Source organism: Paenibacillus kribbensis, from assembly GCF_001705305.1.
Lineage (GTDB): Bacteria > Bacillota > Bacilli > Paenibacillales > Paenibacillaceae > Paenibacillus > Paenibacillus kribbensis_B.
Genome location: NZ_MCBP01000018.1, coordinates 45,227 through 59,522, shown reverse-complemented (window position 1 = coordinate 59,522; position 14,296 = coordinate 45,227). Strand labels below are relative to the sequence as shown.

The window sequence follows — 14,296 nt, the reverse complement described above, 5'->3', positions numbered from 1 at the left end:
ACTAAAGCAACTCATCATGTTATTTAAATGTTATGTATTAATGAAAAAAATCAAAAACATGACAATATTACAGTAAAGCAGTACCGCATTAGCATATTATTGTATATAAAATGCACAAAGGCCCTTCATCCAACAGGACAAAGGGCCTTTGCCTTCTCTTCTCTTCTCTATACAATGCCAAAACAGGCATACACATCAGATTGAAATCATGTTCAATTTCTCATTCCACTTCTTGATGATTTTCCTGATATTTCTTGTAGCTTATTGTACCTTTTCCTTTTCTTCCCCCAACATCATGATAGCCATAGCAGCTACCAAAACCGCTATAAGCACAAAGGGAATATATTTGTCTACCCGATACAGGGTGGTCGTCAAAATAGGAGCAATGATCGCGGAAATTCCCTGTACCGCTGCTACCAGACCTGCGGCTCCCCCTTGCTGTTCCTTACTGACCGAAAGAGAAGCACCAGCCATAAATCCGGGCATCAGCAAGCCTGTACTCACACCGAACATAAAGAACGCTGCATAGTAAACGACCAAGCTGGTTGAAATCAGAAATATTCCCATGCCAGTAATCAGGAACAGAGAACCAAGCAAAATCATCAGTTTCGGCTGCCATTTAAGCCATTTCATCTGGATAATCTGCACAATCAGCATCGCTGCCCCGGAAAACATGAGCCCAAAAGAAACTACTCTTGCCGTTTCTTCGGATGTAAGGCCTAATTGATCTTGAAAATAAAAACCACCTATAACCTGAATAGTCACAATGCTAATCATCGTAACCAAGCCTGCAAGCAAATATATTCTTAGGCCAGGCTGGAAAGGGTTAATCCGAGCTGGTTTTTGCTGAATAACGGGTTTGGCAGCCGGAATCGCCAGCAGAGACACCACGAATGCAACAGCGGCAATGACAATTCCAAAATATAAGGGCCATAGAAGCCCGATCAAAGTAAAGGCACCTGCAATAGCAGGGCCGAATACCAACCCAAGCCCATTAGCTGCACTAATAATAGCCATACCACTTCCACGCTCTTCTCCCTCCGTTACATCCCCCATATAGGCTTGGGACGATGACAGTACCGCCGGGATAAAGCCTCCTATCAATCCACGTGTAACAATCAGCAGAGCTAAGAGCAGCCCACCATTGAGCCATCCATGTAATCCACCAAAAAGAGTAAGCGTAAACAGCAAGCAGCTTACACACATCCCTATGAAACCAAGCAGGATCACAGGCTTGCGCCCTTTTGCATCACTCAGATTTCCCCATACTGGAGCCATTAAGGCCATCGTTATGGAGCCAAGCGATATAATTATTCCGGAGTGGCTTTCTCTTAAGCCCAATTCACGGATAAGGGGCGGCATGATCGGAGCAATCAGCATTAACCCCAACATAGCCACAAATACACTGAAAAAGATACTCCCTTTGATTCTATTCATCCTCATGCACTCCTCTGCATTCAATATCTCTTTATGCAGAAGTATACGGGGCATATCACAAGCCCACTGCCTGTACACGGATGAATCTGCGGTTAAACGGATTTTAATTTTAAAATACTTTCTTTATTGCCGACGGCTTCACTCCGTATTCACGGAAAAATTGCTCCGAAAATGCACTCACATTGCTATATCCTACAGCCATCGCAGCTTCTGTCACATTGCTTTCTTGGCTTCGCAGCAGCTTCATCGCATAATCCAGTCGAATTTGGCGCAAATATTCAAATACAGTAGTTCCAAAGCACGCTTTGAATCCCTTTTTTAATTTAAAATCGTTTAGGCCAACTTTTCTGGATAATGTGATCAGTGAGGGAGGGTCAATCATGCAGGATTCAAGGATCTGCCGGGCCAGATGCAGCTTTCTGACATCTTCTTTGGACAACCCTTCAGGCATGGGCGTTAAATCAAATAATTGAATCATATATCTGTTTAAAATCTCTAATGCCGCTGCCTCCATTAATAAAGGGGATCTATGTACACTTTTCAGGTCTTTTATCAAATGCTCAATCATCACTTTGCTTCTGTGATCCAGTTCAAAACTAAAATGATGAAATGCAGCTCCCTTAATAATTTGATTAAATTCAATGGCTGCCTGCTGGCGAGCCATCAACTGCGAGGCTGCATAATTAAACAACGAGACAGGGATACCGAGTGCAAATGATGCGTATTGCTCATGAGCTGGGGGATGAAAATGCGCTTGGAAATCCTGTAAAAAAATAAGTGCCCCCTGCCCCATCGGGAGTGTATAATCCAGTCCGTCCACATTGACATGGCGTTGACCGGAAAGCGCAAATTGAAGCTCAATCATTTGTCCACTGGAAGCAAACTGGGTTGGGTATGGATTGTAGTATTGAATATGTGAATACACAATTTCAATTCCGCTGTAGGTTGTAACCCGGTAAATATGCCCATAACCCGCTTCCGGTAAAATCATATAGGTATGCTCATTCTGTTGCTTAAACGGAGTTTTTTCCAAATAGCGCTGGTATATTAATGATAATGAACTTGAATTCACAAGCATTCACCTCAAATGTATTCATTCAGCCTGATCCTATAAATGAGAATCATTATCATTAATCTTAACTGAATATGCACGATTTGACCAGTTAAACAGCGCGTACCCATGGAGCATCGGCACGCGCTGGCTGTATATCTTTTTATATCCGTTTCAGGTTCTCTCCACTCGCAAATCAGACACTACAAGTTAATCCAACTGCTCTCCATTTGTTTCTATCACGTTCTTATACCAATAGAAGCTCTTCTTTCTGGATCGGGCAAGTGTACCGTTGCCTTCATTATCCTTATCGACATAAATGAAGCCATAACGCTTTTTCATTTCACCGGTTCCTGCACTTACCAGATCAATGCATCCCCACGGAGTATAGCCTATTAATTCTACTCCATCAGCAATGGCCTCTTTCATCTGCTCAATGTGTTGCTTCAGATAATCAATGCGATAATCATCGTTAATGGAGCCGTCTTCTTCCACTGTATCTACGGCGCCAAGACCATTTTCAACAACCATTAACGGGATTTCATATCGGTTATAAATGTTATTGAGGGACCATCTTAATCCCTCTGGATCAATCTGCCAATCCCAGGCACTTGCTTTCAAATGAGGATTTTTTAAGCCCATGGATAAGTTTCCTCCCACCTTCTCCTGGTTGGGATCGGCACTGACACAGGTAGATGAATAATAACTGAAGGTATAGAAATCTACGCGACCTTCTTTTAAAATGTTCTCATCCTCTTCTTGCATGTTGATCTGAATGTTATGATCTCTAAAATAACGCTTGGCAAATCCCGGATAAGCTCCTCTTACTTGAACATCTGAGCATAGGAAATTACTCAAGTTATCCTTTTGTTGGGCCAGCAGAATATCATCAGGATGACATGTAAGCGGATAGGAACACATATAAGCAATCATACAGCCGATTTTAAAGTCCTTGTTGATTTCATGACCCAGCTTTACCGCCTTGGCACTGGCAATAAATTGATGATGCAAAGCTTGGTACAGAACCTGCTCATCCTTCACTGTAGCATGGGCAAGCTCTCCATTCCCCTCCGGCATCATAGCGCCAGCCATGAACGCGCCAAAGGACAAGGTTAAAATATTGATTTCATTAAAGGTTAACCAGTATTTCACCACATCTTTGTATCTGTTAAAGAGCACTTCACAATATCTCACATAGAAATCTACGACTCTGCGATCTGACCAGCCATTATACTTTTGGGTCAAATGAAACGGTGCTTCATAATGGGAGATCGTAACCAAAGGCTCAATATTGTACTTTTTCAATTCTGCGAATACACGATCATAGAACTGCAAGCCTTGCTCATTTGGCTCCGCGTCATCTCCGTTAGGAAATATTCTGGACCAGGCAATAGACATTCTAAAGACCTTGAATCCCATTTCCGCAAATAAGCGGATATCCTCTTGATAGTGGTGGAAAAAGTCAATAGCTTCGTGACTTGGATAGTTTGCTCCTTCTTCCAAAACAGGTGTAATTCTTCGTGAGGTCGTATGCGTTCCAGCTGTTATTACATCAGCGGTGCTTAATCCTTTACCTCCTTCATTATACCCACCTTCAAATTGGTTGGCAGCCGTTGCCCCTCCCCACAAAAATCCTTGCGGAAATTCCATATGCGTAGTATTTTTCATGATTTAATTCCTCCTCAGTTTTTTATTGCCCAGGCTCCCACCGGCTTCGTACAAAAGCCCGTTGGAAGCCTAAGCTCATAATTAAAATGCTACTTTCCCATATATTAGGGTCAGACCACGACGGTCAACAGGTCCTCTTGATACTCAATCGACTTCTTCTCTGTTTCAATTACATCCAGATAATTCGCCGTATTGGCAACAATTACAGGAGTGGTTAGCACATATCCCGCCTCTTTGATAGCTTCCATATCAAATTCCATGAGCAGTTGACCTTTTTTAACAATATCCCCCTGTTTTACTTTTGGATAAAAATGCTTGCCTTTTAATTTGACCGTATCCTTGCCTACATGAATAAGGACTTCAACACCGTGATCACTTGTAATTCCAATCGCATGACCTGACGAAAAGAATGAGGTTAATACGCCATCTACCGGTGCAACGACTTTGCCTTCAGAAGGTTCAATGGCTATTCCTTTACCCAGGGCACCTGTTGAAAAGGCTTCGTCGGTTACTTCAGATAAAGGCTTTACTTCACCCTTTAACGGACTGATCACAGTCTCCTGTTTTACTAAAGCTTCTCCTTTAGCTGCTCCTGCTGTGCTGTCTTCCTTCTTAGCCTCTTTTACTTCATCATCTTTAAATCCGCTAAAGAACATAAGCAGGAAACCTAACACAAAACTTACCAGGATACCAATAACCGCTCCATAAAATCCTCTGTCCATTCCTGTCGGGCTGATATAGCTTGGAATGGCGAAAATCCCCAAGCCACCAAGGATATACCCTTTGGTTCCCATCGCCCCTATAATACCGCCACCTACTGCAGCCCCTATACAGCTTAGAATAAACGGTTTCTTACGCGGTAATGTAATCCCGTAAATCGCGGGCTCTGTAACACCAAAGATCCCCGAGATGACCGCTGGAATGGAAAGTGATCTTAATTTTGCGTTTTTGGTTTTAAACAAAATGGCCAGTACGACACCTGTCTGAGCAAAGGAAGCTCCCAACGTCGCAGCAAGAATCGGGTCGAATTTGAGCACTGCCAAGTTGTTAAGCGCGATAGGAACAAGTCCCCAGTGTAAGCCAAAGATAACAAACACTTGCCAGAAAGCGCCCATGAGTATACCTTCAATAATCGGACTCAAGTTATACACAAAGAGGGTGCCTGCACCAAGCAGTTGACCTGCCCAAGTCGAGAGCGGTCCAATCACAATCAGCGCTAATGGAACAATAACCAACAGTGTGAAGAATGGAACCAAAAAAGTTCTGACTACGCTAGGAATTACCTTTTTAAAGAAGTTTTCTATTTTCGAGCCTACATAGGTGGATATGATAATCGGAAGAACGGTTGACGCATAGCTCATCAGAATTACAGGTATACCTAAGAAGGTGATATATACCGGCGACTCAAATATAGTACCGCTAAATAGAGTGTATAGTGGCTTGCCCGAGGCTGTTATCGTGCTAAAGGTTGGATACACAAGCGATGCCCCTATCGCCATACCTATAAAAATGTTGGCATTGAACTTTTTAGCCGACGTGTATCCCAGGAAAATAGGGAAGAAGTAAAAAAGGCAATCTCCTAACGCATTGAGAATTTGATACGTACCTGATGTATTGGTAAGCCAGCCCAAAGCTACAAATAAGGCAGTAAATCCCTTAATCATACCTGTGGCACTCAGGACACCGAGCGTTGGTGTAAATACACCTGAAATGGTATCGATAAATTTATTAAACAAGCTCACCTTTTCATCAGATACTTCTGAAGCTCCTGCCTGAAAACCGCCTATAGCAGCAACATCGGCATAAACCTCAGGTACATGGTTCCCTATAACAACCTGGTATTGTCCACCGCTTTTTACTACTGTGACAACGCCATCCATATTTTTCAAAACCTCTGTATTGGCTTTACTTTCATCTTTTAGTTTGAAACGCAAACGTGTAATACAATGAGTTAGACTGTTTACATTTTCTTTGCCGCCGACATTTTTGATGATGTCTTTTGCCAATGTCTCATACTTCATCGTAAGTTCCCCTTTAGTTGTATTTGGCATTTTGATCAATCCCGAGAGCGTTTTAAATCTGCAATATTATAGGTCGTCTACATATTGTGCTTTCGGGGGAATGGAACTATTCAAAATATTGGCATTTATAAAAAAAGGCGAAACCAAAAAGATCGAATTCGATCTAGATTGGTTTCGCCTGCATTACCAGTAACAATCCAAGTGTTATTTAATTTTGTCTTTGGGTCAAACGCTGAATATGAATCGTGATATACAGCTTTTCCTCATCCGACAATACCGTATTCAAGTATTTCTCGATCTTCAGCATGCAGCCGTGGGCCTTTTTATACTTTGCTTTCACTTGTCTCCACAGAAAATCGTCTTCCAGTTCTGTTTTTTCTTTTTTATTTAATCGCTGAAAGAAGAATCTTAAATGTGTAACAAATCGCTCATAACCGATCGAGTGCTCATCCAAGGTAGTGTTATAAGAGTATTTAATAATATTTAAGATATCCTGTATTTTTTGAGTTTGCTGTGCAACATCTGCTACCTTATTGTAGGAGCTGTTTACTTGAGCATTGATTAAATGAAGAGCTATATTCCCCGCTTCATCTTCTGACAATCGTTTGCCCGTTTCATCTTCAATAAAGTCCAGTGCTTTTATTCCAACCCCGAATTCTTTAGGATAAAATTTTTTGATTTCCCAAATTAACGGATTTGCATTTTTAAGCCCTTCATCAAACATTTTAAATGCATTGTTCATGTGATCCGTAAGCGAAACATATATATAATCGCTTAATTGTGCTTCTAATATGCTTTTTCCATACTCAATGATGTCATAGCATAACGAAACATATTCTGTAGGAACATCCTCTAACAATAATTTAAATTTCTCTGAAGCATCATTTTGTTTAAGCACGAACACCTTTTCAATTAAATGCTTTTCTACTTGCTCTCCTGCACTCTTTTTGAATGCAATACCACGACCCATAACAACAAATTCATCCCATTTTGAATCTTTGGCTATTATGGCGTTATTATTAAATATCTTCGTTATGATCATCTAACTGCCCCCTTATCCCACAATCATTAAAAAAGGATTTAGATGCTGGGCGAAATTTCAGATAGGTCACAAGACGGTAATAGCCGATCAAACCTTCGTCGTAAACCAAAATGGAAAGGTGACGATTTACAACTCCATGTTATGAAAACGCATTCATATCAAGAGACAAAAGCCTTACGTTTTCCCTGAATGATCTTGAGTGCCCCCAAACCGATCTGATATTCCGTTTTGTGAAAATGGATATTAGTCGGTTAACCACGTCCTGCATCATTTCTCGGCTGTCGCTTTGTTGGTCGACGTCATCATCTTTGTTGTTCAGCACTTGTAAGGCTCAACATCACTCACCTTTCTGCGTTATGGTTGGGCCAAATGTTCATATCGTGCAGGATATCGCAAAGCTTAAAAGAAAAGGCAAAACCCAACACATGGAAATATAAATTCCATGCCTCGGGTTTTGCCTTTTCAGTAACAATCCCAAGATCATAATAACACTTAATTTAAGCTTTGCCAACAAAAATGTTTGCGCTTTCTTTTTTGGGACGCTCACAACAAATACAACATATTTTTCTGGTATAAAATGTTAACCGCCAATGTAGGACATGTTAATCTTTTTTTTGTTTTTTGCTGTCTGTTCAGTGCGTTCATCGGAATATCGGTCTGTGCGTTGTTCCCATACTGAAGTAATCACATCGAGTAGTTCCTGGTCATTCGCTCCATTACGAAGCATCTGGCGTAGATCAAATCCGCCTGAAGCAAACAAGCACGTATAAAACTTGCCATCGCACGATAAGCGGGCACGTGTGCAGGACGAACAAAACGATTCAGAAACCGAAGTAATAAAGCCAATCTGTGCACCGCTGTCTTTATAACGATAACGCTTTGCTACTTCTCCATAGTAATCCTGATCCACCGGCTCCAGCTCGTACGTATTCTTAAGACGTTCAAATATTTCTTTTTTTGTTAGTACCTTTTTGAAGCTCCATCCGTTGTCATTACCTACATCCATAAACTCGATGAAACGAAGGGTTATTCCCTGCTCCTTAAAATAAGCAGCCATCGACAAAATCTCCGAGTCATTCACGCCTTTTTGAACTACCATATTGACCTTGATTTCAAAGCCGATTTCTCTTGCATATTCGATCTGCTTTAAAATAAAATCAGGCTTAATCCCCCGCCCATTCAACCGCCCAAACAGCTCGGGGTCCAGAGCATCCACACTGACATTAAGCCGTCGTAGCCCCGCGTCATAGAGAGGCTTAGCCTGCTGTCCTAGCAGCACACCGTTGGTGGTCAAGCCGACATCTTCTACTCCGTCAATGGACAGGATTTGGGAAACCAGGTCGGGTAGATTCCTGCGCATTAATGGTTCGCCGCCCGTGAGTCGGATTTTTTTTACACCCAGGGATACAAAGAGCTTCGCCAGCCGGTGAATCTCTTCAAACGACAGACATTCATTTGGGGGAAGAAAGGCGTAATCGTCACCGAAAATTTCTTTGGGCATGCAATAGGAACAGCGGAAATTGCAGCGGTCCGTAACCGATATACGCAGGTCACGAATCGGCCGCTGCAATGAGTCTTTCAGTGGATGAAAATTCATACGCCCCCTCCTTTCTAGTTGTTTAGCATCGTTATCATTAGCCGCCGCTGACTGGCGGAATAAAGGCTACAACGTCTCCATCCTGCACCACATCCGTGGACAACGCGTACTCCTCGTTTAACGCAATTCGTACAGAACTGATTGGCACAGCTGGATATTGATCTGTTATCCAATTGTATAAGTCGCCTACAGTTTGGCCTGCCAAATCTGCCATTTCTTCTGCTTTTCCCGTCACCTCACGGAGTCCTGCAAAATAGTACAGCTTAATCATAAATGATCTCCTTCGGCTTTTTCCTTTGATTTCCGACCCACTGCGTTCCATCTTCCCATATCTCTTGTTTCCATATGGGGACTATTTCTTTGATTCGTTCGATCGCATATTCATTCGCCTCATACGCATCCGAGCGGTGTGGTGAAGAAACGGCGATGACAACGGCAATATCACCTATTTGAAGCTCGCCAATCCGGTGTGCAATGGCCACTTTGGTCCCTATCCATTTTTCTTCGATTTCGCGACCAATTTCCGCGAGCTTTTTTTGAGCCATGGGTACATAGGCCTCATAAGCGAGGTATAAGGTTCGTACACCTTCGGTCCACTCCCGGACGTGCCCTGTAAACACGGTCACCGCTCCCGCTTCCGGCCTTAGGACATAATCCGCATAAGTCTGCGGGACAATAGGCTCAGTCACGATTTCAAAAACACTCATCTTTTCCACCTTCCAGCCACCGTGCAAACCACTCTATGATGACAAACTCTATCTAATAACTTCTGCCTCTTATATCTACATTCTTATGCTCAGCCGAACAACTGATGATATAGCTTTTGACCTTTGGCAATACTTCCAATACCGTGAATGAGAAGCCTTCCGTTTTTGAATAAAATCATTCGATGCTTAAAGGCATAAAATTCAACGAAATATGGGGTTCTTTTTACATTTTCGGCCATAAGTCTACCCATTTTCTCAGCATCATCGAGCGTAATCGGACGATTAGGGTCCGGAAGAACCTGCACGACATCCCGTCCACACAGCGCAGCATACGCCGAGCGGCGTGGTGCAGTCAGTGCAGGAAATACAGGGTGTTCACCACAGGTTGGACAATCCTGGTTACGGATGCGGGAAATCCCTATGTCCATCTGTGTGTTCTCCCAAAGATCAAATAGATGAACCTTGCAGCGCATTTTATCACGTCTACCGGTCAGCCACTTCATGGCTTCTGCACATTGGAGAGCCGCTGTCGCCTGAACTGCGGGCGAAATGATTCCAGCCGTATCGCAGGTCTGATTGATCGCCGGCAGTGATGGCAGAAGGCAGCGAAAACAGGCCGACTCGTCCGGAACGAAAGGAAAAACGACGCCTGTGCTTCCAACACAGGCTCCGTAAATCCATGGAATTCCGGTCTTCAGTGCGGCATCGTTTATAAGTAGACGGGTTTCGAAATTGTCCGTAGCATCCATCAACAATGTGCTTTTGCCAGCAAGCTCTTGAACAAGCCCGGCATCCAGGTTGTCGAGATATGTGTACAAACGTACGTCTTCTCGTATGGCCTTCAGTCTTTTTTCGGCAGCCATGACCTTGGGCAGCATTTCCACAGCATCCTGCTCCGTGAACAGCTGCTGACGTTGCAGATTCGACAGCTCCACATAATCACGATCAACCAGGTGAAGCTCCCCAACGCCAGCCCTTACCAGTGCTTCGGCAATGGCGGAACCCAACGCCCCGCAACCAATAATGGTGACGACAGCTGCAGACAGATTACGTTGTCCTTCACCGCCGATAGGTCTAAACAAGATCTGTCTTGAATAACGTTCATTCATCACAATGTCCCCTTACGTTGAAAAATGATCGTCATTCTCAAGTTTTTTCTCTTACTTTTGGAGTTCTTTTTGCTTCTTCTTGTCTTGCCCCACCGAATTGATCGCTTCGGTAGCCGCAGTTAAGCGTGCTTGATAATACAGCCATATGACAAGTATCATGCTAGCCAGCGCCACTTGGGAGAGCAGCATGAATCCAATGGAGTAATGGCCAGTTGCAGCATGAATCGACGATAACAAGATCGGTGGGAAAAAGCCACCGAGGCCGCCCATCATGGATACAATTCCGTTCACTATGCCTGCCTGTTTATTAAAATAGAATGGAACCAGCTTGAAAATGACACCGTTCCCGACTCCCGCACATACAGCGATAGCCAAGCAGCCCACTGTATAAAGGGTGATCCCTGGTGAAAAAGCCAAAAGAATCGCAGCGACCGTATAAACGGCAAACGTACCTACCAGCAGGAACAGGGGCTGAAACCGATCCGCCAGCCAGCCACCGATGGGGCGGAAGAATGTCGCAATCGCAATGAAGCCTGCTGTACGCATCCCTGCGTCCACTTTAGTCAGCTCAAAATTCGATACCAAGAAATTCGGCAAATACACCGTGAACGCTACAAATGAGCCAAACGTAATAAAATAAAAGAGCGAGAAAAACCAAAGCTTTTCATTTTTGTAAACTCCTTTGATCTGCTCCATAATCGGTGTTTTTACTTTAGTTTCATGACGGTCCCCAAAGAAGAAATTCAAAACGATAAAAACAAGCAATAAAATAAGGTACAGCTTGACTGTAAGTGCCCAGCCTACCTGCGTCGCTACAATTGGAGCAGAGAAGGTAGTTACTGCTGTTCCCAGGTTCCCCACACCATATATCCCATTGACAAAGCCATGCTTTTCCTTCGGATAATACTTGGGCAGCGAAGTCACCCCAACCGAGAACACCGCTCCTCCAATCCCAAGGAACAAGCCACCGATAATTAAATCCATCATCGTAGAAGCTTCACTGATATAGTAAACCGGAAACAAAAGTAAAATAAAGCTGACGAGGAAAACGATTCTAGCTCCGAAAATGTTGGCATAATAGCCCAACGGAATGCGCAGAATCGAACCAAGCACGACCGGAATCGCCGTGACCATAGCCAATTTTCCGGGTGGAATAGCAATATCCTCGGTAATGAACGGCATGAGGGAAGAAATGATAACCCATACACTAAATCCAAGGATCAAGTTCATTGTTTGTAGCGGCAACTGCAACTTTCTAATCATTTAACTCACCTTTTCCAACGTTTTTTCTGTCGAATTATTGTTTGTTTTAAATTTTCTGTCCCCATTGTAGCCGCTAGCTACTCTCAACGAATATAGGGGACTCCCCTTTCCCTAACAGGGGAGTCCCTGAAAATAAAAAAAGCCGCCTCTACTAGAAACGACTTCGTTTATTCAAGAGATATTTTTCACAAAACGTTCATTTCATTGGTTTAAAAATCCAGCATTTTTTTCTTTAATGCATATTGGACCAACTCAGGCCGACTTCTTAAGTTCAGCTTCTCCATGATTTTGGCTTTGTTCGCTTCCACCGTCTTGACAGAGATGAACAGCTTTTCAGCAACTTCCTTGTTACCGTATCCCTTTGCGACCAAAGGGAGAATCTCCAGTTCCCGCTTGGTCAGGATCTCATACGGATCTTCTGTTTGTGATGTTGTATCTTTCTTGATGAACTCACGAACGAGAGAAGTGGCCATTTTAGGATGGATATAAGTTCCGCCCCCATGAATGGTTCGTATGGCAATCAATAGCTCCTCATCTGGTGCATTTTTCAAAACATATCCCGAAGCGCCACTCTTCAAAATATGAAATAGATATTCTTCATCGTCATGCATGGTCAGAATCAGAATTCTAGTATCAGGATGGTCCTCTTTAATCTTGCCTGTGGCGATCAATCCACTTTCTCCTGGCGGCATGCTGAGGTCCATGATTAGAATATCCGGCTTACATTTAGCTACCATTGTGTACGCTTCAATTCCGTCTGCAGCCGTTCCGACAACCTCCATATCCGATTGGAAGTTGAGAATCATGGAAAATCCGCTTCGTACAATCGCATGGTCATCTGCTAACACAATTTTGATCACGTCTCTATTCCTCCTCATGTCCAATCGGAATTTGTAAAAAGACTTTGGTTCCTTGGCCAACATTCGAAAGAACACCAAAGCTGCCGCCTACCAGTTCTGCCCGCTCCTGCATACCATACAAACCGAGCCCTGTTCCAATAGGCTTGCCCCCCTTATCAAAGCCAATTCCATCGTCCTCTACAGTCAAACGAAGCGCATGATCATGCTCAAACAAAGAAACTTTAACCGTGTCTACCTGGGCATACTTCAAGGCATTGAGAACGGCCTCCTGACAAACACGGTAAATGACGGTTTCCTTTTCACTTCCATATCGCTTTCGGGGAAGATCGGACTCAAATTCAACCACTAGACCAAAGCTTTGCTCGATCCGCTTGAAATGGGAACGGAAGGCTGCTTCAAGCCCAAAATCATCAAGGGTGGCAGGACGGAGTTCCACAGACAGGTTGCGGATATCATCCAGCAATCGCGTCATGGATGCTTCGGTCTGCTTCATGTTTTTGAGGAGCTGGTCATCATTCGTCATATATTTTAACACTCGTAATTCAACAACCGCGCTCATCAATTCCTGAGCAACGCTATCATGCAGCTCCCTGGAAAGCCGCTTACGCTCATTTTCCTGCGCTTCAATGACATGCTTCATCATTTTATTTTGATACAATTTTTCTTGCGTCTGAAATTGCGGGGTCAAATCTCTGAGCATCAACACCCGAATTCCGTTTTCAGAATCAATCGTGTGAAAAGAAGCAGCATAGGGGACCATTCCGTTGCGCTTCGTTTCCAAATAGACCTGGAAAGAAGCGAAATTTTTGGATTCGGGCACATTGAAATAACAATCAAGACAGGTGCGGGGCTCTGTGTCGCTTGTATAGCCTCTGCATGTTCCGCATAAAGCTTTTTCCTTCCCTTCATAGAGTTGAATGAGGACGTCATCTCCCACAATCTCCTCAGCTGCCGGGTTCATAGCCAGGGTATCCCCTTGTCTATCAAAAAAGAAAATAGCTTCTGTACTGTTCTCAAACAATTTCACCATTAGCGCACTCAAAGAGTCGGTCCCTACAGACAATGTCAATTCACATCACTTCCTTCCCGTTCAACTCTCCAATTCCCTTCCGCGCCAAGGCTTCCAAATCATGCATCATGGCTTCGGTCATCAGCTGTTCTTCACGAAATCCGCCAAGCAGTACACCCGCAACGCGAGCATCATTCCACAGGGGTACAGCCCCGAGACTCTTGAGCCTCTCGGATTGAACGATCGGATAGTTAAACAGGTTGTCTGCCCCCACAAATTGATAAACAGATGGAATGAAAATGGATTTTCCGGTTTTAAACACGACTCCTGCTATGCCCTTTCCGGATTTCAGCACAATCCGTTTAAAGCGATCATTTAAATTCCCGGCCGCATTTTTCCATTTAATTACGTATTGATATTCGGCCGGTTCAACAAGAGCAAGTGCCATGAAATCATAACCGAAATGCTCGCGAATTCGCTCAAGCTCCCTTTGATAATCCATCCTATTATTCATCACTCTCTCCTAATTACA

The 14,296-nt window shown here is 43.5% G+C and carries 13 protein-coding genes; all 13 read right to left on the bottom strand.

Annotation, left to right across the window (positions count from 1 at the left end):
• Positions 1-261 precede the first annotated feature (261 nt).
• Positions 262-1,437 carry an MFS transporter gene (locus BAZ21_RS24385; RefSeq protein ID WP_068505484.1) on the bottom strand — a complete coding sequence of 392 codons (1,176 nt, stop codon included), beginning with the start codon at positions 1,435-1,437 and terminating at the stop codon, positions 262-264.
• Between the two features lie 109 nt (positions 1,438-1,546).
• Entirely contained in the window at positions 1,547-2,509 is a 963-nt protein-coding gene (locus BAZ21_RS24380; RefSeq protein ID WP_068505483.1) for a helix-turn-helix domain-containing protein, read from the bottom strand.
• Positions 2,510-2,698: 189 nt separating this feature from the next.
• Positions 2,699-4,156, bottom strand: coding sequence for a glycoside hydrolase family 1 protein (locus tag BAZ21_RS24375; protein WP_068505482.1), 1,458 nt, complete (start codon positions 4,154-4,156; stop codon positions 2,699-2,701).
• Between the two features lie 110 nt (positions 4,157-4,266).
• Positions 4,267-6,177 carry a beta-glucoside-specific PTS transporter subunit IIABC gene (locus BAZ21_RS24370; protein WP_068505481.1) on the bottom strand — a complete coding sequence of 637 codons (1,911 nt, stop codon included), beginning with the start codon at positions 6,175-6,177 and terminating at the stop codon, positions 4,267-4,269.
• Positions 6,178-6,385: 208 nt separating this feature from the next.
• Positions 6,386-7,219 (bottom strand): BglG family transcription antiterminator LicT, encoded by an 834-nt coding sequence (gene licT / locus BAZ21_RS24365; RefSeq protein ID WP_068505480.1) that lies wholly within the window; start codon positions 7,217-7,219, stop codon positions 6,386-6,388.
• A gap of 580 nt (positions 7,220-7,799) precedes the next feature.
• Entirely contained in the window at positions 7,800-8,816 is a 1,017-nt protein-coding gene (gene moaA, locus BAZ21_RS24360) for a GTP 3',8-cyclase MoaA (protein WP_068505479.1), read from the bottom strand.
• A 37-nt stretch (positions 8,817-8,853) separates the two neighbouring features.
• Positions 8,854-9,087: a molybdopterin converting factor subunit 1 gene (gene moaD / locus BAZ21_RS24355; RefSeq protein ID WP_007431437.1), complete on the bottom strand. Its 234-nt coding sequence runs from the start codon at positions 9,085-9,087 to the stop codon at positions 8,854-8,856.
• Complete coding sequence (locus BAZ21_RS24350; RefSeq protein ID WP_014282705.1) at positions 9,080-9,523, bottom strand: molybdenum cofactor biosynthesis protein MoaE; 444 nt, start codon at positions 9,521-9,523, stop codon at positions 9,080-9,082. The genes moaD and BAZ21_RS24350 overlap by 8 nt, the downstream gene beginning before the upstream one ends.
• A gap of 89 nt (positions 9,524-9,612) precedes the next feature.
• Positions 9,613-10,632, bottom strand: coding sequence for a ThiF family adenylyltransferase (locus tag BAZ21_RS24345; protein WP_068505478.1), 1,020 nt, complete (start codon positions 10,630-10,632; stop codon positions 9,613-9,615).
• A 51-nt stretch (positions 10,633-10,683) separates the two neighbouring features.
• Complete coding sequence (locus BAZ21_RS24340; protein WP_068505477.1) at positions 10,684-11,895, bottom strand: nitrate/nitrite transporter; 1,212 nt, start codon at positions 11,893-11,895, stop codon at positions 10,684-10,686.
• Between the two features lie 209 nt (positions 11,896-12,104).
• A complete protein-coding gene (locus BAZ21_RS24335; RefSeq protein ID WP_068505520.1) occupies positions 12,105-12,752 on the bottom strand; it encodes a response regulator transcription factor in 648 nt (215 codons plus the stop codon).
• A gap of 7 nt (positions 12,753-12,759) precedes the next feature.
• Entirely contained in the window at positions 12,760-13,824 is a 1,065-nt protein-coding gene (locus BAZ21_RS24330; RefSeq protein WP_068505476.1) for an ATP-binding protein, read from the bottom strand.
• Between the two features lies 1 nt (position 13,825).
• The gene (locus tag BAZ21_RS24325; protein WP_068505475.1) at positions 13,826-14,278 is read right to left on the bottom strand and encodes a GAF domain-containing protein; all 453 of its coding nucleotides are present in this window, start codon (positions 14,276-14,278) and stop codon (positions 13,826-13,828) included.
• Positions 14,279-14,296 lie beyond the last annotated feature (18 nt).